This window comes from Kitasatospora sp. NPDC058492, assembly GCF_042720685.1.
Taxonomy (GTDB): Bacteria; Actinomycetota; Actinomycetes; order Streptomycetales; family Streptomycetaceae; genus Kitasatospora.
Genome location: NZ_JBHXMU010000042.1, coordinates 24,303 through 48,332, shown reverse-complemented (window position 1 = coordinate 48,332; position 24,030 = coordinate 24,303). Strand labels below are relative to the sequence as shown.

The 24,030-nt window shown below is 74.1% G+C and carries 1 protein-coding gene; it reads right to left on the bottom strand.

Going from position 1 to position 24,030, the window contains the following annotated elements:
- Window position 1: 1 nt before the first annotated feature.
- Window positions 2-24,004 carry a non-ribosomal peptide synthase/polyketide synthase gene (locus ACFWPI_RS25525; protein WP_380425049.1) on the bottom strand — a complete coding sequence of 8,001 codons (24,003 nt, stop codon included), beginning with the start codon at window positions 24,002-24,004 and terminating at the stop codon, window positions 2-4.
- Window positions 24,005-24,030: the final 26 nt, after the last annotated feature.

Below are 24,030 nucleotides of genomic sequence, written 5' to 3'. Positions count from 1 at the left end.
GTCAGTCCTCCTGGTGGGAAAGGGTGGTGGTGCCATCGGCGCGATCGGCGTTACCAGCGCCATCGGCACGATCGGTGTCACCGGTGGCCTCGGCGAGCCTGGCGGCCAGGATCGGTCCGATCTGCGCCAGCGAGCCGGCTTGGGTCATCCGGTCGTGCCGGGTGGTGATCTCGTGCGATTCGATCCGGCCGGCGACGTACGGGCGCCAGATTTCGGGCCCCGCGTTGTCCTCGGCCCGGTCGATCGTGGAGTTGAACAGCAGCAGGTCTCCGTCGAAGTCGCCGGGGACGAAGTCGACCGCCAGCCTGGCGTTGTTGATCATGATCTCGACGATCACCTCGATCTGTCGCTCGTTCAGGCCGGCCAGCGCGCTGCCCCGCCGGTTCAGGACCTCGGCGACCTCGGCGTAGGTGATCTCCTGGTCGCCCAGCTCGTCCGGGTCGACATCGAGCACCCCGACGAGCACGTCGCGCACGGTGGGCACCGGCACCTCCGCGAACTGCACGTCCTTCACCGGGTAGGCATCGAGGATCGCCAGCAGTTCGGTCCGTTCGCCGCGGGCCTGGAGCTCGCAGGCGATCGCGTGGGCGATCAGCCCGCCGGCGGACCAGCCGAGGAGCAGGTACGGACCCTCCGACTGGATCTTCTGGATCTGGTCGGCGTAGTCGGCCGCCATCTCCTCGTAGGACGTCGGCAGGGTTTCGGGCCGGCCGAGGCCACGCGCCTGGATGGCGTAGACCGGGTGCTGCGGGCCGAGGTGGTTCAGCAGTCCGCTGTACGACCAGCTGATGCCGCCGCCGGGGTGGATGCAGAACAGCGGTGTCCCGGTCCCGGTCGAACGCAGCGGCAGCACCACGTCCAACGCGTCGTCGGGATCGTCCATGAGCAGCCGCTCGGTGAGACCGGCGACGGTCGGCGCCTCGAACAGCATCCGCAGGCCCAGCTCCAGGCCGAGCGTCTCGCGGACCCGGGAGGCCAGCCGGGCGGCCAGCAGCGAGTGCCCGCCGAGGTCGAAGAAGTTGTCGTCGATGCTCACCTGCTCCCGGCCGAGGACCTCGGCGAAGAGGCCGCACAGCAGCTGCTCCTGCGGCGTCCGGGGTCCGCGCCCGGCGTCCGACGCCCCGTACTCGGGGGCCGGCAGGGCGGCACGGTCGAGCTTGCCGTTGGCGGTCAGCGGCAGCGCGTCCACGGTGACGAACGCCGCCGGCACCATGTAGTCCGGCAGGTCACGGCGCAGCCGGCCGGCCAGCTCGCCCGCCTCGGGCGCGCCCTCGGGGGCGGGCACCAGGTAGGCGACCAGCCGCTTGTCGCCCGGCCGATCCTCCCGGGCGACGACGGCCGCCTGGGCGACGCCGGGGCAGCCCGCCAGGACCGCCTCGATCTCTCCGGGCTCGATCCGCAGGCCGCGCAGCTTGACCTGGTGGTCGGCGCGTCCGGCGAAGTCCAGCGTGCCGTCGGCCCGCCACGACGCGAGGTCGCCGGTGCGGTACATCCGGCTCCCGGGCGGCCCGTACGGGTCGGCGGTGAAGCGCTCCGCCGTCAGGCCGGCCCGCCCGAGGTAGCCGCGGGCCACGCCCGTCCCCGCGAGGTACAGCTCGCCGACCATGCCGGTCGGCACCGGGCGCAGCCTGTCGTCGAGCACGTAGGCGCGCATGTTCGCCATCGGCCGGCCGATCGGCACGGTCGCGGCGTGTTCGGGCAGGACGCCCACCGGGTGGCAGGTGGCCAGGGTGGTGGCCTCGGTGGGCCCGTAGCCGTTGACCACCTCGATGCCGGGGCAGGCCGCCAGCACCCTGGCGACGGCGGCCGGGGAGACCACGTCGCCGCCGGTCCACACTTCGCGCACCCCGGCGAGCAGGCCCGGGCGCTCCTCGGCGACCAGGCGGAACAGTCCGGCCGTCAGCCACAGTCCGGTCACCCCGTTCGAGGTGATCGTGTGTTGCAACAGGTCGAGGTCGAGCTGCTCCGGCGGTGCGACCACGACCCGGCCGCCGTTGAGCAGCGGCACCCACAGCTCGTAGGTGGAGAGGTCGAAGGCCGTCGGGGAGTGCATCAGCACCCGCTCGTGTCCGCCGCCGCGGAACTCGGGGGTCAGCGCGTGACCCACCACGTCACGGTGGGTGACGGCCACGCCCTTCGGCCGACCGGTCGAGCCGGAGGTGTACATGATGTACGCCAACTGCCCGGGTTCACAGGGAACTTCGAAGCCGGAGGGATCGGCGGCCTCGGACTGCACCAGCGCGGTGGTCACCTCCTGGGTGAGCACCAGGGCCGCCCCGCTCTCCCGCAGGATCAGGTCGATCCGGGAGGAGGGGAAGCGCGAGTCCAGCGGCACGTAGGCGCCACCGGCCTTGATGATCGCCAGGATCGCCACGACCAGCTCCGCCGAGCGGTCCAGCATGACCGCGACCGGCGTCTCCGGCCGCACGCCCTGGCGGACCAGTGCCCGGGCCAGGCGGTTGGCCCGCAGGTCGAGCTCCCGGTAGGTCAGCTCGGTGCCGCCGGCCACGACCGCGACGGCCTCCGGGGTGGCCCCCACCTGGCGGGCGAACAACTCCGGTACCGCGGCTCCGGGCAGCTCGGCCACTGCACCGTTGGACCCGGCGAGCAGTCGGCGGCGTTCCTCGACGGGCATGATGTCGATCCGGCTGATCGGCCGGTCGGGGTCGGCGACCGCCGCGCGCAGCAGCCGGGCCAAGCGCTCGAACAGCAGCTCCACGGTGGCCGGGTCGAACAGGTCGGTCGCGTACTCCACCGCGCCGACCAGGCCGTCGGGGGCGCCGTCCGGGCGGAACTGCTCGGCCAGGCTGAAGGTCAGGTCGACCCGCGCGGTCCCGGTCGGCGCCTCCAGGTGGCCGGTCTCCAGCCCCGGCAGCGCGAACTCGCCGAGCGGCGCGTTCTGCAGGGCCAGCATGATCTGGAACAACGGGTGGTGCGCCAGCGACCGGGCCGGGTTGGCCACCTCGACCAGGTACTCGAACGGCACGTCCTGGTGGTCGTACGCGGTGAGCGCCTTCTGCCGGACCCGGCCGACGAGTTCGGAGAAGCCCGGGTCGCCTGCGGTGTCGGTGCGCAGTACCAGGGTGTTGACGAAGAACCCGACGAGCTCGTCCAGCGCCTGGTCCGTCCGGCCGGCGATGGGGCTGCCGATCGGGATGTCGGTGCCGGCGCCGAGCCGGGTGAGCAGGGCCGCGAGTCCGGCCTGGAGCACCATGAACATGCTGGCGCCGCGCGCGGCGGCCAAGTCCCGCAGGGCTTGGTGCAGTTCGGCGTCCAGTCGGACCACGACCCGGTCGCCCCGCTGGGAGGCCACCGGCGGCCGCGGCCGGTCGGCGGGCAGCTGCAGCTGCTGCGGGACGCCGGACAGCTCCTCCTTCCAGTAGGCCAGTTGCCGGGCGAACAGGCTGTCCGGGTCGGTGGCGTCACCGAGCAGGTCGCGTTGCCAGGCGCTGTAGTCGGCGTACTGCACCGGCAGCGGGGACCACTGCGGGGCCTCGCCCCGGCAGCGGGCCGCGTAGGCCGCGGCGAGGTCACCCGAGAGCGGGCCCATCGACCAGCCGTCGGCGGCGATGTGGTGCACCACGACCAGCAGCACGTGCCGGTCGGGGGCCAGGGCGTACAGCTCCGCCCGGACCGGCGGCTCCGCCGCGAGGTCGAAGCCGCACTGCGCCGTCTCCGCCAGGCGCTCCGCCAGCCGGCTCTCGTCGAGCTCGACCACCGGCAGTGCGGGGTGCGCCTGCGCGGCGCTCAGCACGACCTGGTGGGGCGTGCCGTCCGTCTCACGGAAGACCGTCCGCAGGCTCTCGTGCCGGGCGACCACATCCGCGAGCGCGGCGCGCAGGGCCGGGCGGTCCAGTTCGCCGGTCAGGCTGAGCGCGAGCGGCATGTTGTAGGTGGCGCTCGGCCCGTCCATCCGGTGCAGGAACCACAGGCGGCGCTGGGCGAAGGACAGCGGCACCCGCTCGGGCCTCGGCCGGACGATCAGCGCGGGCCTCGCCGCTCCGGAGCCGTCCAGGCGGGCCGCCAGCCCTGCCACGGTCGGGCTCTCGAACAGCGTCCGGACCTCCAGCTCCGCGCCGAGGGTGGCCCGGACCCGGGAGGCCAGCCGGGTCGCCAGCAGGGAGTGCCCCCCGAGGTCGAAGAAGCTGTCGTCGACGCCGACCTGTGCCAGGCCGAGCACCTCGGCGAACAGCTCGGCGAGGAGCTGCTCCTGCGGGGTGCGTGGCGCCCGTCCGACAGCGACGGGACCGAGGTCGGGGGCCGGCAGCGCACGGCGGTCGAGCTTGCCGTTGGCGGTCAGCGGCAGTGCCTCCAGCGCCACGAACGCCGACGGGACCAGGTAATCGGGCAGCCGGCTCCGCAGCCAGTCACGGAGTTCGCCCAGGAGGGCGCCGGTGCCCCGGCCGCCGGTCGGGCGGTTGGTCAGCGAGGACAGCGCCTGGCCCGTGGCCCGGGCGGGCCGGTAGGCCTCGACCGGAGAGCGGTGGAGCGCCTGTGGGTCGGTGAAGACGACGTCCACGGCGTCCGCCGCAGCGGCCGACCAGGTGACGACCGCCGAGCGGCCGGACTCCGACCCGAGGGCGTGGAAGTCCTCCGGGTCGGGGAGGTCGGCGTCCTCCGGGGCGTGCAGCCGTTCCAGCAGTTCGGCGAGCGAGCCGTCCCCGTTCTGCACCGCCCGGGCCAGCGCGGCTTCCCGCGCCACGCGGCGGTTCGGCACCCCCGTGATCCGCAGCACTCCGACGGACGGCTGGGCGAGCAGCTCGCGCAGTTCGGCCGGCCCGGCGACCTGCTGCCCCCACGCCAGCTCGACCGACCGGTCCGGGGCCGTCGGGGTGACCGGCGGCTTGTGCAGCGTCACGTCGTAGCGGTAGCGGGTCAGCTCGTTGTGGTGGCGGCCCCGCTTGACCTCCACGGCCACCGCGCCGACGTCCGCACCGACGTCCGCACCGTTCTCCCGCAGGACGGTGAAGAAGTCCGGGTCGACCAGGAGCTCCTTCTCCACCCGGAGGGACTGCTCCACCGCGCGCCGCACCGAGGTGAGGTCGGCGCCGTCGCCGACCCGGTGGAGTTGGACGGCGGTGGCCAGCGGGCGCAGCAGTCGCAGGTTGCGGATGTCGCCGAGGAAGAGCGCGCCGCCGGGGGCGAGCAGTCGAATCAGCTTTTCGATCACGTCGGTGAGGTAGTCGGCGGACGGGAAGTACTGCACGACCGAGTTGATGACGATGGTGTCGAAGTGTCCGGCGGGTAGGCCGTCGGTGTCGTGCGCCGGGCGGGTGTGCAGCACGACGCGGTCGGCCAGTTGCTCCTGCCGGGCGATCTGGGCGGCCAGCGCGTCGATCGCGGTGGCGGAGAAGTCGGTCGCCCAGTAGGTCTCGCAGTGCGGTGCGATCTGCGAGAGGAGCAGGCCGGTGCCGACGCCGACCTCCAGTACCCGGCGGGGGTGCAGGGCCAGGATGCGGGCCACGGTGGCGTCGCGCCATTCCCTCATCTGCTCGGCGGGGATCGGGCTGGCGTCGTAACTGCTGTTCCAGCCGACGAAGTTCTGGCCGAAGGCGGTTTCCTCGGGGGTGATGGGCAGGGCGTCGTAGATGTCCTGCCATTCGCCCACGTGGTCGGCTTCCAGGGCGCTGTCGCGGGCCTCCGTCTGGTGGGGGACGACGTAGCCGATGAGCCGGTCGTCCTGGGCGAGGACGGCGGCCCGGGCGACGGCGGGGTGCTCGGCCAGAGCCGACTCGACTTCGCCGGGTTCGACCCGGAAGCCGCGCACCTTCACCTGGTCGTCGGCGCGGCCGACGTACTCCAGCTGGCCGTCGGCGCGCCAGCGCACCACGTCCCCGGTGCGGTACATGCGGCTCCCGACCGCCCCGAACGGGCAGGCGACAAAGCGACCCGCCGTCAGGGACGGCCGGTTCAGGTAGCCGCGCGCCAGACCCGCGCCCGCGACGTACAGCTCCCCGGGGACGCCGGGCGGCACCGGGCGCAGCCGCTCGTCCAGCACGTACACCCGCGCGTTGGCGATCGGCCGCCCGATCGGCGGTACGCCGGAACCCGGGGCGAGGGGGTCGCTCATCGTCGCGCACACCGTCGTCTCCGTCGGGCCGTACGCGTTGACCATCCGGCGCCCGGGGGCCCAGCGCGCCACCAGCTCCGGCGGGCAGGCCTCGCCCGCCACCACCAGGGTCGACACCGTCACCGCGCCCTCCGGCAGGGCCGCCAGGACGGACGGGGGCACGGTCGCGTGGGTGACCGCGAGGCCCGGGTCGGTCAGCGCGGCGACCGGCTCCGCCGCCGGGGGCAGCACCAGGGCGGCGCCGCGCAGCAGGGCGGTGAAGATCTCCGACACCGAGGCGTCGAAGCTGGGCGAGGCGAACTGGAGCACCCGGCTGTCGGGTGCGATCGCGAACCGCTCGATCTGGGCGGCGACCAGACTGGCGACGCCGCCGTGGGCGACCACGACGCCCTTGGGACGGCCGGTCGAACCCGAGGTGTAGATCACGTAGGCCGGGTGCCGGACGTCGAGGGCGACCTCAGGGTCGGAGTCCGGCCAGTCGCCCTCGACCACGATGGCGGGGTCGTCGACCACCAGCGCCGGGCGGGCGTCCTCCAGCATGAAGTCGATCCGTGACTGCGGGTACGCCGGATCCACCGGCAGGTACGCCGCCCCGGCCTTCAGGACACCCAGGACCGCCACCACCGACTCCACCGAACGCGGCAGCGCCACCGCCACCAGCTGCTCCGGACCCACGCCCCGGGCGATCAGCGCATGCGCGAACCGGTTCGCCCGGGAGTTCAGCTCGCGGTACGTCAACTCGACATCGCCGGACACCAGGGCGAGCGCGTCCGGCGTCGCCGCCACCTGCACCGCGAACGCCTCCGGCACCGGCACGGCGGCCACCTCGCGGGCGGTCGCGTTGCCCCGCTCCAGCAGCTGGCTCCGCTCGTCGGAGTCGAGGAGGTCGATCCCCCCGATCGACCGGTCCGGATCGGCGGTGACGGCCTCCAGCAGGAGCGTCCAGCGCCGCACCAGGGCCTCGATCGTCGAGCGGTCGAACAGGTCGGTGGCGTATTCCGCCGCGCCGAGGATCCCGGCCGGTTCCCCGGCCGGACCGAACTGCTCGACGAGGCTCACCCCGAGGTCGAACTTGGCGGTTCCGGTGGCCACCGCGTAGGTGGCGACCTCCAGGCCGGGCAGCGAGAACCGACCCATCGGCGCGTTCTGCACGGCGAGGATCGTCTGGAACAACGGGTGGTGCGACAGCGACCTGGACGGGTTCAGCACCTCCACCAGGTGCTCGAACGGCACGTCCTGGTGCGCGTACGCCGACAGCGCCGTCTCCCGCACCCGCCCCAGCAGTTCGGCGAAGCTCGGATCACCGCTCGTGTCGGTGCGCAGCACCAGCGTGTTCACGAAGAACCCGACCAACTCGTCCAGCGCCTCGTCGGTCCGCCCCGCGATCGGACTCCCGATCGGAATGTCCGTCCCCGCACCCAGCCGCGTGTACAGCGCCGCCAGCGCCGCCTGCAGCACCATGAACAGACTGGTGCCGGTGTTCCGCGCCAACTCGGTCAAAGCGGCGTGCAGTTCGGGTCCCAGCTCCAGACCGACGTGGTCCCCGTGCCAACCGGCGACGGCCGGCCGAGGCCGGTCGGCGGGCAGCTGGATCAGCTCCGGCAGGTCGGACAGCTGGCGCTTCCAGTAGTCGAGCTGCTCGGCGAACCGGCTCTGCGGGTCGGCGGCGTCGCCGAGCAGCTCGCGCTGCCAGAGCGTGTAGTCGGCGTACTGCACCGGCAGAGCGTCGCGGTCCGGCTCGCGGCCCTGGCAGCGGGCGACGTAGGCCTCGGCCAGGTCACGGGCCAGCGGGCCGGTGGACCAGCCGTCACCGGCGATGTGGTGCATCACCAGCAGCAGCACGTGCTCGTCCGGCGCGACCGCGAACAGCTCAGCCCTCAGCGGCGGTTCCGCCGCCAGGTCGAAGGGCCGCCGGGCGAACTCGGCGAGCCAGTGGTGCAGTTCGGCCTGCGAGACCTTGGTCAGCCCGGCCCGGGGCCGGGCCTCGGCCGGGTCCAGGACCCGCTGGCACGGGACGCCGCCCACTTCCGGGAACACCGTCCGCAGGCTCTCGTGCCGGGCCACCACGTCGGCCAGCGCCTCGTCCAGCGCCGCCCGGTCGAGCGTTCCGGTCAGCTGGAGCGCCAGCGGGATGTGGTAGGTCGCGGCGCTGCCGTCCATGCGGTGCATGAACCAGAGCCGACGCTGGGCGAAGGACAGCGGCACGGCCTCCGGCCGCTCCCGCGCGGTCAGCGTCGGGCGGGCACTGCCGGACTCCGTCAGCGCCCCCGCCAGACCCGCCACCGTGGGCGCCTGGAAGAGCGCGCGCAGCCCGAGCTCCACGCCGAGGACCGAGCGCACCCGAGCGGCCAGCCGGGTGGCGAGCAGGGAGTGCCCGCCGAGGTCGAAGAAGTCGTCGTCGACCCCGACCTGGCCCCGGCCCAGCACCTCCGCGAACAGCTCGCACAGGATCTGCTCCTGCGGCGTGCGCGGCGCCCGGCCGACCTCGGCCGAACCGAGGTCGGGTGCGGGCAGCGCGGCGCGGTCCAGCTTGCCGTTGGGCGTCAGCGGCAGCACGTCCAGCACCGTGAACACGGCCGGCACCAGGTAGTCGGGCAGCCGGTCGCGCAGGTGTGCCGCCAGCTCCGCCGGACGGACGGTCGCGTCCGGACGAGCCGTGACGTAGCCGACGAGCCGGTCGCCCTGGGCCACGACCGCGGCCTGGGCGACGGCGGGGTACTCGGCCAGGGCGGCCTCGACCTCGCCGAGTTCGACGCGGAAGCCGCGCACCTTCACCTGCTGGTCGGCGCGGCCGACGTACTCCAGCTCACCGTCCGCCCGGCGCCGCACCACGTCCCCGGTGCGGTACATCCGGCTGCCCGCCTCGAACGGGCAGGCGACGAACCGACCCGCCGTCAGGCCCGGCCGGTTCAGATAGCCGCGCGCCAGCCCCGGCCCCGCGACGTACAGCTCCCCCGCGACGCCCGGCGGCACCAGGCGCAGTCGCTCGTCCAGTACGTACACCCGGAAGCCCGCGACCGGCCGGCCGATCGGCGGCACGCCGGAGCCCGCCGCCAGCGGGGCGCTCATCGTCGCGCACACCGTCGTCTCCGTCGGGCCGTACGCGTTGACCATCCGGCGCCCCGGGGCCCAGCGCGCCACCAGCTCCGGCGGGCACGCCTCGCCCGCCACCACCAGGGTGCCGGCCGTGACATCGGCACCGTCCACTGCCGCCAGGGCCGAGGGCGGCAGCGTCACATGGGTGACGCCGAGCCGGCGGTCCGTCAGGGCCTCCAACGGGGCCTCGGCGGGGGCCAGCACGAGGGTGGCACCGGTCAGCAGGGCGCTGCACAGGTCCCAGAACGACGCGTCGAAGCTGGGCGAGGCGAACTGGAGGACGCGGCTGCCCGGCGACACGCCGAGCCGCTCGACCTGCGCCGCCACCAGGCCCGACACCCCGGCGTGGCTCACCACGACGCCCTTGGGGCGGCCGGTCGAACCCGAGGTGTAGATCACGTACGCCGGGTGCCGGACGTCGAGCGCGACCACCGGATCCGTGTCCGGCCGGTCTCCGTCGCCCACCATCGCCGGGTCGTCGACCAGCATCGCCGGGCAGGCGTCCGCCAGCATGAAGTCGATCCGCGCCCGCGGGTACGCCGGATCCACCGGCAGGTACGCCGCCCCGGCCTTCAGCACACCCAGGACCGCCACCACCGACTCCACCGAACGCGGCAACGCCACCGCCACGACCTGCTCAGGACCCACACCCCGCGCGACCAACGCATGCGCGAACCGGTTCGCCCGGGAGTTCAACTCCCGGTACGTCAACTCCGCGTCACCACACACCAGCGCGACCTCGTCCGGCACCACCGCCACCTGCGCGGCGAACAGTTCCGGCAGGCTCACCCCGGCCGCCCCGCCCTCGACGGCGGGCAGCAGCTCGCGGCGCTCCTCGGCCGACAGCAGCTCGATCCCGCCGATCGGCTGGTCGGGCGCGGCGGCGACCGCGGCCAGCAGCCTGGTCCACCGGGCGACCAGGGCCTCGACCGTCGAACGGTCGAACAGGTCGGTGCTGTACTCGACCGCACCGCTGAGCCCGGCCGGCGCGCCGTCGGGCCCGTGCTCCTCCGCGAACCCGAAGGTCAGGTCGAGCCGCGCGGTCCCGGTGAGCACGCTCACCCCCGAGACCCGCAGGCCGGGCAGCCGGAAGTCCCCGCCGGGCGCGTTCTGCACCACCAGCCCGGTCTGGAACAACGGGTGGTGCGACAGCGACCGGGCCGGGTTCAGCGCCTCCACCAGGTGCTCGAACGGCACGTCCTGGTGCGCGTACGCCGACAGCGCCGTCTCCCGCACCCGCCCCAGCAGTTCGCCGAAGCTCGGATCACCGCTCGTGTCGGTGCGCAGCACCAGCGTGTTCACGAAGAACCCGACCAACTCGTCCAGCGCCTCGTCGGTCCGGCCCGCGATCGGGCTGCCGATCGGAATGTCCGTGCCCGCGCCCAGCCGCGTGTACAGCGCCGCCAGGCCCGCCTGCAGCACCATGAACAGGCTGGCCCCCGACCGTCGCGCCAACCCCAGGAGGGCGGCGTGCAGTTCGGCGTCGATCCGGAGTTCCAGCAGGTCTCCGCCGTACGACATGGTGGCCGGGCGGGGCCGGTCGACCGGCAGTTGCAGCTGCTCGGGCAGCCCGGCCAGCTCCTCGCTCCAGTACCGGACCTGCCGGGCGAAGAGGCTGTCCCCGTCGTGCTCGTCGCCGAGGATCTCGTGCTGCCACAGTGTGTAGTCGCCGTACGTCACCGGCAGCGGCGGCCAGGCGGGTGACCCGCCATCCCGCCGGGCGGCGTAGGCGGTGGCCAGGTCACGGGCCAGCGGGCCCATGGACCAGCCGTCACCGGCGATGTGGTGCATCACCAGCAGCAGTACGTGCTCGTCCGGCGCGACCGCGAACAGCTCCGCCCGCAGCGGTACTTCCGAGGTCAGGTCGAAGGCGCGCACCGCCGCCTCGCGCAGCAGGGCGGGCAGCTCCGCCTCGCCGGCCGCCCGCACGGTCAGCGGGACGGGCACCTCCGCGGGGTCCAGCACCCGCTGGTGCGGGATGCCCGCAATGTGCGGGAAGACGGTCCGCAGGGTCTCGTGCCGGGCCAGCACGTCGGTGAGCGCGGCGCTCAGCGCGTCCCGGTCGAGCTCGCCGCTCAGCCGCAGGGCCAGCGGCATGTGGTAGGTGGCGCTCGGTGCCCCGAACTGCTGGAGGAACCAGAGCCGGCGCTGGGCGAAGGACAGCGGCATGGGCTCACGGCGGGGCCGGGGCACCAGGGCCTGCCGCGCGGTGGCGGCGTCGTGCAGCCCGGCCGCGAGCCCGGCCGGTGTCGGGGTCCGGAACAGGCGGCGCAGCTCCAGCTCGACCCCGAGGGTCGCCCGGACCCGGGAGACCAGCCGGGTGGCGAGCAGCGAGTGCCCGCCCAGGTCGAAGAAGTCGTCGTCGACCCCGACCTGGCCCCGGCCCAGCACCTCCGCGAACAGCTCGCACAGGATCTGCTCCTGCGGCGTGCGCGGCGCCCGGCCGGTCTCCCTGGTCGTGGCCTCGGGCGCCGGCAGCGCCGCCCGGTCCAGCTTCCCGTTCGGCGTCAGCGGCAGCACTTCCAGCAGCACGAACGCCGACGGCACCAGGTACTCCGGCACCCGGCCGCGCAGGTACGCCGTCAGCGCCGCCGCGGTCGCCCCGCTCCCGGCCACCGGGACGACGTACGCGACGATCCGGTCCTCCCGGGCGAGCACCGCGACCTGGGCGACGCCCGGATGCGCCGTCAGCTCGGCCTCGATCTCGCCCGGCTCGACCCGGAACCCGCGGACCTTCACCTGGTGGTCCACCCGCCCGGCGAACTCCAGCTCGCCGTCGGCACGCCAGCGCACCAGGTCGCCGGTGCGGTACATCCGGGCACCGGCCGGACCGTACGGGTTGGCGACGAAGCGCCCGGCGGTGAGCCCAGGCCGGTTCAGGTAGCCACGGGCCAGCCCCGCCCCGGCGAGGTACAGCTCGCCCAGCACCCCGGGGGCTACCGGTCGAAGCGCCGAATCCAGCACGTACACCTGGCAGTTGGCGATCGGGCGGCCGATCGGCACCGGCAACGGGCAGCCGGCGGGGTCGGCCGGCAGCGAGTAGGCGGTGATCACATGGGTCTCGGCGGGCCCGTAGTGGTTGTGCAGCACCCGGCCCGGCCGACGGGCCTGGAAGCGGCGCACCGCACCGCCCAGGCGCATCGCCTCGCCGGCCTGGGCCACCAGTCGGAGGGCCGGCAGGTCCAGCCCGGCCTCCTCCGCGGCCTCGGCGAGTGCCTCGACCACGAGGTTCGGCGCGAACAGCTCGGCCACCTCGTGCCGGTCCAGCCAGTGGGCGAACAGCTCGGCGCTGCGGCGCTGCTCCTCGGTCGGCACCACCAGCGTCTTGCCGTAGAGCAGTGCGGAGAGCACCTCCTGCACCGAGACGTCGAAGCTGATCGCGGTGAACTGCGCGGTGCGCGTGCCGGGTTCACCGCCGACGACCTCATGGTGCCACTCCAGCAGGTTCAGCAGCCCGGCGGCGGGCATCACCACGGCCTTGGGCCGGCCGGTGGAGCCGGAGGTGTAGATGACGTAGGCGGGACGGCGCCCGTCCACGGCCACGGCCGGGTCGTGCTCCGGCAGGTCCCCGTCCGCCGTGACGGCGGCGAGGTCGTCGAGCACCACGGCCGGGCCCGCGTCCTCCAGCATGTACGCGATCCGGGCGGCCGGGTAGTCCGGGTCGACCGGCAGGTACGGCGCGCCCGTCTTGAGCACCGCGAGGACGGCGACCACCAGCTCGGCCGAACGCGGCAGCCGCAGCGCGACGACCTGCTCCGGGCCCACGCCGCGCGCGATCAGCGCGTGGGCCAGGCGGTTGGCCCGGCGGTTCAGCTCGCGGTAGGTCAGCTCGGTGCCCTCGAACACCACGGCCGGAGCCTCCGGGGTCGCCCGGACCCGCGCCTCGAACAGCGCGGGCAGATCAGCCGTGGGGACCGGGCGGGCGGTGTCGTTGCGGGCGACCAGCAGCTCGTGCCGCTCCTCGGTGGTGAGGACCTCGATCCGGCTCAGCGGCCGCTCCGGCTCGGCGACCACCGCCGCCAGCAGCCGCAGCCACCGGGCGAACAGCGTCTCCACCGTGGCGCGGTCGAACAGGTCGGTGCTGTACTCGACCCGCCCGACGATGCCCTCGGCCGGCCCGCCGGTGCCGCCGCGCTCCAGCAGGTGGAAGCCGAGGTCGAACATCGCGGTGGGCGTGCGCACCAGGAGGATCTCGGAGCCCAGACCGTCCAGCGCGAACTCGGTGCGGGGCACGTTCTGCAGCGCGAGCAGCACCTGGAACAGCGGCTGGCGGGCCGACGACCGGGCCGGGTTGAGGGCCTCGACGACGTGCTCGAACGGCAGGTCCTGGTGAGCGTAGGCGGCCAACGCGCCCTCCCGGACCCTGGCCAGCAGCTCCGCGAAGGTCGGGTCGCCCGAGGTGTCGGTGCGCAGCACCAGGGTGTTGACGAAGAACCCGACGAGCTCGTCCAGCGCCTGGTCCGTCCGGCCGGCGACCAGGCTGCCGACCGGGATGTCCGTGCCCGCGCCGAGTTTGTCCAGCAGCGATGCCAGGGCGGCCTGCAGCACCATGTACACGCTGGCACCGTGCTCCCGGCCCAACCGGACCAGCCCGGCGTGCAGTTCCGGGTCCAGTTCGACGTCGAGGTGCCCGCCGGCGTAGGAGGGGGTCGCAGGGCGGTGGCGGTCCGTGGGGAGCCGGAGCTGCTCCGGAAGGTCGGCCAGGGTCCGCGTCCAGTGGTCCGCCTGGCGGGCGAACAGGCTGTCCGGGTCGGCCGCGTCGCCGAGCAGCCGGTTCTGCCACAGGGTGTAGTCGGCGTACTGCACGGGCAGCGGAGCCCACTGCGGCTCCTCGCCCCGGCGGCGTGCCGCGTACGCGGTGGCCAGGTCGGCGGACAACGGGCCCAGCGACCAGCCGTCGCCCGCGATGTGGTGCATCACCACCAGCAGCACGTGCTCGTCCGGCGCCAGTTCGAACAGCTCTGCGCGCAGCGGCGGTTGGGTCGCGAGGTCGAATCCGTTCGCCGCCGCTGCCGTCAGCAGCTCCGTCAGGTCCGCCTCACCCACGCGGGTGACGGCCAGTCGGGGTGGTGCCGTTCGGGCGTCCAGCACCTCCTGGCGGGGGACGCCGTCGACCTGGGGGTAGATCGTGCGCAGGCTCTCGTGCCGGGCGACGACGTCGCCGAGCGCCGCCCGCAGGGCGTCCTGGTCCAGGTCGCCGGTCAGCCGCCACGCCAGCGGCATGTTGTAGACGGAGCCGGCGTCCTCCAGCTGGTGCAGGAACCACAGCCGTCGCTGGGCGAAGGACAGCGGGACCGTCTCGGGCCGCTCCGCGCGGCGCAGCGCGAGCCTCGCCCGGCCGGCCCCGCCGAGCCCGGCGGCCAGCCCGGCCACCGTCGGCGTCTCGAAGAGGGCGCGCAGCTCCAGTTCCACCCCGAGGGCGGCACGCGCCCTGGCGACCAGCCGGGTGGCGAGCAGGGAGTGCCCGCCGAGGTCGAAGAAGTCGTCGTCGGCGCCGACCTCGGCGACGCCCAGTACCTCGGCGAACAGCTCCGCGAGGACCTGCTCCTGAGGGGTGCGCGGGGCCCGGCCGGTCCGCGGCGCGGTGAGGACGGGTGCGGGCAGCGCGCGCCGGTCCAGCTTGCCGGTGGCTGTCAGCGGCAGGCCCTCCAGGGGCACGAAGGCGGCCGGGACCATGTGGTCCGGCAGTCGCTCGCGCAGGTGTGCCCGCAGCTCCTCCGGCTGGAGTTCCGCCCCGGCGACGGCCACCGGGTAGGCGACCAGCCGCGCGTCCCCGGCCCGGTCCTCCCGGACGGTCACCGCGACCTGGGCGACCTGCGGGTGTTCCGCCAGCGCCGCCTCGATCTCGCCGAGTTCGATCCGGAAGCCCCGGACCTTGACCTGGTCGTCGGTCCGGCCGAGGAACTCCAGGTTCCGGTCGGCGCCCCAGCGCACCAGGTCGCCGGTGCGGTACATCCGCGTGCCGCTCGGACCGAACGGGTCCGCCACGAACCGCCCCGCGGTGAGCGCCGGCCGGTTCAGGTAGCCGCGGGCCAGGCCCGCTCCGGCGAGGTACAGCTCGCCCGCCACGCCCGCGGGCACCGGCTGCAGCGTGCTGTCGAGGACGTACAGCCGGATGCCCCCGAGCGGCCGGCCGATCACCGGGCGCGGACTCGATCCCAGCGGTGCGACGACGGCGTCCACCGTGCATTCGGTCGGCCCGTAGTAGTTCAGGCAGGACACGCCCTCGACCGCCCGCAGCTGCTCCCACAGCTGCTCCGGAACGGCCTCCCCGCCCATCGAGACCACCGCGGGACGGCGCCCCGGGTCGTCCAGGAGCCCCCGTGCGACGAGCACGTGCAGGTAGGACGGGGTGGCGTTGACGTAGTCCAGGCCGGCGCGCGTGACGTAGTCGACGAAGGCGTCCGGGTCGGACCAGGTCGCCTCGTCCAGGACGTGCAGTTCGTGGCCCGCGTACAGGCTGGACAGCTGGTCGCAGGAGGCGTCGAACGACACCGAGGTGGTCAGCCCGATGCGCAGCCGTTCCTTCGTCCGCCGGGGGAACAGCAGCGGCCGCTGGCTGACGAAGAGGTTGAGCAGGCCGCCGTGGGTCGACACCACGCCCTTGGGCCTGCCGGTGGAGCCGGAGGTGTAGATCACGTAGGCCGGGTGCCTGGGGTCGACGGCGACCAGCGGGTCCGTCGCCGGGCAGTCGGCCACCAGGGCGGCCGCCGCCGGGTCGTCGAGCACCAGCCACCCGGCCGGGCCGGCCTCCGGCAGCCGGTCCCGGGCCCGGGCATCGGTCACCACCAGGACCGGGCCGGCGTCCTCCAGCATGTGCCCGATCCGCGCGGCCGGGTACTCGGGATCGACCGGGACGTAGGCCGCCCCGGTCCGCAGCACCGCGAGGATCGCCACCACCAGCTCGGCCGACCTCGGCAGGGCCACCGCCACCAGCCGCTCCGGCCCCGCGCCCTGCGCGATCAGGGCGTGCGCCAGCCGGTTCGCCCGCTCGTCCAACTCCTCGTACGTCAGCGAGACGTCCCCGCACACCAGCGCCACCAGGTCCGGCGTCGCCCGCACCTGCGCCCGGAACAGCTCCGGCACGCTCGCGGCCGGAAGCTCCACCTCCGGTCCGGTGCCCAGTGCCGTCAGGTCATCGCGTTCCTCCGCGGAGAGCACGCCGAACCGGCTGAGCCGCTGCTGCGGGTCGGTGACCGCGGCGCGGAGCAGCCGCTCCCAGCGGCCGAACATCGTCTCGACGGTGGCCGGGTCGTAGAGGTCGCCGGCGTACTCGACGAGCCCGTCGATCCCCTCCGGGGTGCCGTCCTGCGCCTGGCGCTCGGACATGGTGAAGATCAGGTCGAGCTTGGCAGTGGTCGTGGTCAACGGCATGTCTTCGACGTGCAGCCCGGGTGGCGCGAAGTCGGCCCGGGGCGCGTTCTGCAGCACCAGCATGACCTGGAACAGCGGGTGGTGCGCCAGCGAGCGCACCGGGTTGAGGGCTTCGACCAGGTGCTCGAACGGCAGGTCCTGGTGGGCGTACCCGGCCAGCGAGGTGTCCCGGACCCGGCCCAGCAGCTCGGCGAAGGTCGGATCGCCCGAGGTGTCGGTGCGGAAGACCAGGGTGTTGACGAAGTAGCCGACCAGCTCGTCCAGCGCCTGGTCGGTCCGGCCGGCGACCGGGCTGCCGACCGGGATGTCGTCGCCCGCGCCGAGCTTGCTCAGCAGCGCCGCCAGGCCGGCCTGGAGGACCATGAAGAGACTGGTGCCGTGCTCGCGGGCGAGCTCGCGCAGACCGCGGTGCATCTCGGCGTCCAGTCCGGCGTGCACGAAGCCGCCCCGGCGCGAGGCGGCCGCCGGGCGGGACCGGTCGGCGGGCAGCTGGATCCGCTCCGGGAGACCGGCCAACTGCCGTGTCCAGTAGGCCGCCTGGCGGGCGAACGGACTGTCCGGGTCAGTGGATTCGCCGAGCAGCTCGTGCTGCCAGAGGGTGTAGTCGGTGTACTGGACCGGCAGGCTCTTCCAGCGCGGCTCCTCGCCGCGGCAGCGCGCCGCGTAGGCGGCGGTCAGGTCCTGCGCGAGCGGGCCCAGCGACCAGCCGTCACCCGCGATGTGGTGGAGCACCACCTGGAGCACGTGCTCGTCCGACGCCAGCTCGAACAGGCCGGCCCGCAGCGGCGCATCACCCGCCAGGTCGAACGGCCGGTCCGTCGCCGCCGCCATCAGGGCGGACAGCTCGGCCTCGGCGGTCCGGCGCACGAGCAGCCGCGGGCGGGCCGCCACGACGCCCAGCACCTGCTGGTACGGGACACCGTCGACGGCCGGGTAGACGGTCCGCAGGCTCTCGTGCCGCCCGACCACGTCCGCGAGGGCTGCCTCCATTGCCCGGCGGTCCAGGTCCCCGGACAGCCGCCAGGCCAGGGAGATGTGGTAGTTCGCGCCGGTGCCGTCCAGCTGGTGCAGGAACCAGAGCCGCCGCTGCGCGAACGACAGCGGGACCAGCTCGGGGCGCTCGCGCCGTACCAGCGCCGCCTGCGCCGGTCCGGCCGCCGCCAGTGCGGCGGCCAGGCCGGCCGGGGTCGGCGCCTCGAACAGGGTGCGCAGCGGCATCTCCACGCCGAGCGTCGCACGGATCCGGGCGGCCAGGCGGGTGGCGAGCAGGGAGTGCCCGCCCAGGTCGAAGAAGCCGTCCTCGACGCCGGCCGACGCCACGCCCAGGACCTCGGCGAACAGCTCGCAGAGGACCTGCTCCCGCGGGGTGCGCGGCGCGCGACCGGTGACCACCGGGGCGAGGTCGGGGGCGGGCAGTGCCCGGTGGTCCAGCTTGCCGTTGGCGGTCAACGGCAGCGCGTCCAGCACGACGTACGCCGACGGCACCATGTGCTCCGGCAGCCGCTCGGTCAGGTGCTCACGCAGGTCGGCCGGGCGCGGTGCGGCACCGGCGGCCGGGACCAGGTAGGCGACCAGGCGGGTGTCGTCGGCCCGGTCCTGCCGGGCGAGGACGGCGGTCTGGGCGACGCCGGGGTGCGCGGCCAGGGCCGCCTCGATCTCGCCGAGCTCGATCCGGAAGCCGCGGACCTTCACCTGCTGGTCGGCCCGGCCGACGTAGCTCAGGCTGCCTTCCGCAGCCCGGCGCACCACGTCGCCGGTGCGGTACATCCGCGATCCCGGCGGTCCGAACGGGTCGGCGACGAAGCGCCCGGCGGTCAGGCCGGGCCGGTTCAGGTAGCCGCGCGCCAGACCGGCGCCCGCCACGTACAGCTCGCCGGCCACGCCCGGGGCCACCGGCCGCAGGTGGGGGTCCAGCACGTAGGCGCGCAGGTCGGGGATCGCGGCGCCGACCACGCTGGCCGCCCCCGCGGTCGCGGCCGAACGGTCGAGCGCGGCGTAGGTGACGTGCACCGTGGTCTCGGTGATGCCGTACATGTTGACCAGCCGCGGCGCGTCGTCCGGGTGCCGTTCGTACCAGGGCGCCAGGCGGGCGGGCTCCAGGGCCTCGCCGCCGAACACGACGGTCCGCAGGGCGAGTTCGCACGGGTGCTCGGCGTCGGCCTGCATCAGCTGGTAGAAGGCGGACGGCGTCTGGTTGAGCACCGTCACCCGCTCGCGGGCGAGGAGCTCCAGGAACCGGCCGGGCGAGCGGCTGGTCTCGTGGTCCACGACCACCAGCCGGCCGCCGTACAGCAGCGGGCCCCACAGCTCCCAGACCGAGAAGTCGAAGGCGTAGGAGTGGAAGAGCGTCCAGACGTCCTCGGCGGAGAAGTCGAACAGCGCCCGCGTGGTGCCGAACAGCCGCACCACGTTGCGGTGCGGGACCACCACGCCCTTGGGCTTCCCGGTGGAGCCCGAGGTGTAGATGACGTACGCCGGGTGACCGGGATCGACGGCGACCGCGGGGTCCGTGTCCGGCAGGCCGTCCAGGTCGGCGATGTCCAGCAGGAGCCGGTCCACGGACTCCGCACCGGGCAGGTCACCGATCTGACGAGTCGTCAGCAGCAGTGCGGGGCGGGCGTCCTGGAGCAGGTAGGAGATCCGGGCCGCCGGGTACTGCGGGTCCACCGGCACGTAGGCGCCGCCGGCCTTGAGCACCGCCAGTACCGCCACGACCAGCTCGGCCGAGCGCGGCAGCGCCAGTGCCACCAACTGCTCCGGGCCGACACCCCGGCCGATCAGCGCGTGCGCGAGCCGGTTGGCCCGGGCGTTCAGCTCGCCGTACGTCAGGTTGACTTCGCCGTCCGTGAGGGCGACCGCGGCCGGGTCGGCCCGCGCCTGCCGCTCGAACAGCGCGGTCAGGCTGCTCTCCGGCTGTTCCCCGCTCCGGTCGGCCTCGGCCGGCAGGAGCGCGCGGAGCTCCTCGGCGGACAGCACGTCCACCCGGCCGATCCGCCGACCGGGGTCGGCGACGACTGCGCGCAGCAGCCGCAGCCACCGGTCGACGATCCCCGCCACGGTGCCCTCGTCGAACAGGTCGGTGCTGTACTCGACCACGCCCGACAGCCCCTCCGTACCCGGCTGTTCGGCCAGGATGAAGGTCAGGTCGCACTTGGCCGTGCCGGTGTGCACCAGGTCGGTCGTCACCCGCAGCCCCGGCAGGTCGAAGGCGCCGAGCGGGGCGTTCTGCAGGGCGAGCATGGTCTGGAACAGGGGGTGGTGCGCCAGTGTCCGGGTCGGGTTCAGTGCCTCCACGAGGTGCTCGAACGGCACATCCTGGTGCGCGTACGCGGCCAGCGCGTCGGAGCGCACCCGGCCCAGCAGTTCGGTGAACGACGGGTCGCCGGACAGGTCGGTGCGCAGCACCAGGGTGTTGACGAAGAATCCGACCAGGTCGTCCAACGCCTCGTCGGTGCGTCCCGCGATCGGCGTGCCGATCGGGACGTCGGTGCCGGCGCCGAGCTTGCCCAGAAGGGCGGCCAGACCGGCCTGGAGCACCATGAAGAGGCTGGCGCCACCGTCGCGGGCGAGTTCGCGCAGGCCCTCGTGCAGCTCGGCGTCGACCTGCACCGGCAGGTGGGCACCCCGGTAGGACATCACCGCCGGGCGGGGCCGGTCGAAGGGCAGCTCCACCTGGTCGGGCAGGTCCGCCAACTGCCCCCTCCAGTACGCGAGCTGGCCGCTCAGCAGGCTGTCCGGGTCCGAGCCGTCGCCGAGCAGCTCCTGCTGCCAGAGGGCGTAGTCGGCGTACTGGACCGGCAGTGGCGACCACTCCGGCTTCGCGCCCTCGGTACGGGCCGCGTAGGCGGTCCGCAGGTCCCGCAGGAGCGGGCCCGCCGACCAGCCGTCACCGGCGATGTGGTGCACCACCAGCAGCAGCACGTGGTCCTCGGTGCCGAGCCGGAAGAGCTCGGCACGCAGCGGTGGCTCGTCGGAGAGCTCGAAGCCGTACCGCGCCGCCTCCGCCAGCCGCTGCGGCAGGCCGCGCTCGCCGCCCTCGGTCACCCTCAACCGCGGCCGGGCCTCGTCGGCCTCCAGCACCCGCTGGTACGGAACGCCGTCGGCCACGGGGAAGACGGTGCGCAGGCTCTCGTGCCGCTCGACCAAGTCCGTCAGGGCCGCCTCCAGGGCCCGCTCGTCGAGGGTTCCGCCGAGGCGCAGCGCCAGCGGGATGTTGTAGGTGGCGCTCGGGCCCTCCATGCGGTGCAGGAACCACAGTCGGCGCTGCGCGAAGGACAGCGGCACCGTGTCGGGACGCTCGCGTCGCGACAGCGCGGGCCGCGCCCGGCCGGCGATGTCCACCGCCGCCGCCAGTTCCGCCACCGTCGGCGCGTCGAACAGGTCGCGCAGCCCCAGCTCCACGCCGAGCACCGACCGGGCCCGGGCGACCAGCCGGGTGGCCAGCAGGGAGTGCCCGCCGAGGTCGAAGAAGTCGTCGTCGGCGCCGACCTCCGGCACGCCGAGCACCTCGGCGAACAGCCCGGCGAGCAGGTGCTCGGTCGCGGTGCGCGGAGCACGGCCCGGGTCGGCGGGCTGCCGGTCGGGCGCGGGGAGGGCACGCCGGTCGAGCTTGCCGTTGGGAGTCAGGGGCAGGGCGTCCAGCAGCACGACGATGGACGGCACCATGTGCTTGGGCAGCCGCTCCCGGAGGTGTTCGCGCAGGGCGGTGTCGGTGACCGTGGCGCCGGGCTCGGCGACGGCGTAGGCGACCAGTCGGGGCTCGTCCTCGGTACGCACCATGGCGGCGGCCCGGGCGACCTGCGGGTGCTCGGCGAGGACGGCCTCGACTTCGCCGAGCTCCACCCGGAAGCCCCGGACCTTGACCTGATCGTCCGTGCGCCCGAGGAACTCCAGGTTCCCGTCCGTGCCCCACCGCACCCGGTCGCCGGTGCGGTACATCCGCGTGCCAATCGGACCGAACGGGTCCGCCACGAACCGCCCGGCGGTCAGGCCCGGCCGGTTGAGGTAGCCGCGGGCCAGGCAGGGCCCGGCGATGTACAGCTCGCCCGGCGTACCGGCCGGCAGCGGCCGCAGGGCGCCGTCGAGCACGTACAGCCGGACGTTGCCGGCGGGCCGGCCGATGACCGGGAGCGGACTCGACCCCACGGAGGCGACCACCGGGTTGACGGTGCACTCGGACGGTCCGTAGAGGTTGAGGCAGGAGACCCCGTCCGCCGCCCGCAGTTCTTCCCACAGCCGCTCCGGGACGGCCTCGCCACCGGCCGCGACCAGCGCCGGACGCCACCTCTGGTCGCCCAGGAGCCCGTGGGCGACCAGGACGTGCAGGTAGGAAGGGGTGGCTTCGATGTAGTCCAGCCCGTGGCGCGCCGCGTAGCCGACGAAGGCGTCGGGGTCGGTCCAGGTCTCGTAGTCCAGGACGTGCAGCTCGTGCCCCGCGAACAGGGCGAGCAGCTGGTTCCACGAGGCATCGAACGACACCGACGTCGTCAGGGCCACCCGCAGTCGCTGCCGTCCGCCCGTCGCCGGCGGAAAGTGGACCTGCCGGAGGTCGGTGAGCAGGTTGAGCAGGCCGCCGTGGGTCGGCACCACGCCCTTGGGCCTGCCGGTGGAGCCGGAGGTGAAGATGACGTACGCCGGGTGGCCCGGGTCGACGGCCGCCATCGGGTCAGCCGCTGACAGACCACCCACCAGCTCGGCCGTCGCCGGGTCGTCGATGACCAGCCGGTCGACGGAACCCTTCCCCGGCAGCCTGCCCTCGCTGAGGGTGTCGGTCACCAGCAGGGCCGGGCGTGCGTCATCGAGCAGGAGGGCGATCCGGGCGGCCGGGTACTCGGGATCGAGCGGGACGTAGGCCGCCCCGGTCTTGAGCACCGCGAGGATCGCCACCACCAGCTCGGCCGACCTCGGCAGGGCCACCGCCACCAGCCGCTCCGGCCCCGCGCCCCGCGAGACCAGGGCGTTCGCCAGCCGGTTCGCCCGCTCGTCCAGCTCCGCAAAGGTCAGAGAAACGTCCCCGCACACCAACGCCACCAGATCCGGCGCCGCCCGCACATGCTTGCGGAACAGCTCCGGCAGGGTCTCGGCCGGGAGTTCCACCGTCGGCCCGGTGCCGAGGGCCGCCACCTGGTGGTGCTCCTCGGCCGTGAGCAGGTCGATCCGGCCCAGCACCTCGTCCGGGTCCCAGTCCGCGACGGCGTCGAGCAGGGAGATCAGCCGCTGCTGATGGGCGGCGAGGTCGTCCTCACCGTACGCCTCGGGCGAGCCGTGGAGCCTGAGCAACGGCGGGTTGCCGTCCCGGTAGTCGAACACCCAGACGGCCAGGTCGCTGGTCGACCCCGACACGAAGTGGTGCACGGAGGCGGGGTGACCGGCGAAGGTCGGCCGGGAGTTGAACGCCATGATGTTGACGATCAGCGGGAACGCCGTCCCGATGCTGCCGGGCATCCCGAGGTCCCGCAGCAGGTCCTCGCTCCGGTACCGCTCGTGTGCGACGGCCGCCTCGACCTCCCGCGCCGCCTGGGCGACGAGGTCGCGCCACGGCATGTCCGGTCGTACCGTCAGCCGCAGGGGCACCACGTTGGACATCGTGCCCGGCACCGACATCAGGTCGCGGTCGGCGGACCGACGGGCCGTGACGGGTAGGGCGAGCACCACGTCCTGCGTTCCGGTCAGCCGATGTGCGTAGAGCGCCGCCGCCGCGACCACCAGGCGGGACCAGCGGACGCCGATCCTTCCCGCCGCCGCGCGCAGCGCGTCCGGGCGCCGCAGTTCCCGCTCCTCGGCCAACCGGAGCGCGCGGTCCGGGTCGGCCGGGGCCGTGCGGGTCAGCCGCGTCGGTCCCGGCCGGTCGGCGAAGCGTTCCGTCCAGTAGGAGCGGTCGGCGGTGAAGTCCGCCGACGCACGGTAGGCCTCGTCGCTGTCGACCAGGTCCCGTAGCGAGCCGAACGGCGATGGCGGCACGGCACCGTCCTCGGCGAGCGCCGAGTACACCTCGCCGACCCGCTGGCGGACCATGGAGCTGCTGATCGCGTCCAGCACCACGTGGTGGTAGTTCAGGTACCAGAGATACTCGGTCGGCGACAGCCGGACCAGAGCGTGCCCGAACAGCGGGTCGCGCGCGAGGTCCAGCGGGCGCAGCAGGTCCCGCTCCATCCACTCCATGGCCGCCTCACGGGGTACGGGCTCCCCGCTGAGATCCAGGTGTACCGGCGCCCAGTCCCAGGTCTCACGGAGGACCTGGCGCGGGCCCTCGCCCTCGTCGACGAAGGTCACGTGCAGGGCGTCGACCTCGTCGACCACCCGGCGAAGTGCGGTCTCGAACAGCTCCGGGTCGACCGGCCCGTGGATCTCCAGGCACTCACCGACGCGGTAGCCGGGAATCGGTGTCCGGGAGCGTTGCTCGGCGAGCCAGATCTCGCGCTGGGCCCCGGTCAGGGGAAGGGCGTCGCCGTCGCGACGGGACATGGGGGTACCTCCAGAAGTGTGGGCGG

Bases quoted from the DNA above. Each gene is read 5' to 3' on its own strand.
- ACFWPI_RS25525 (WP_380425049.1), bottom strand. From the start codon at position 24,004: ATGTCCCGTCGCGACGGCGACGCCCTTCCCCTGACCGGGGCCCAGCGC.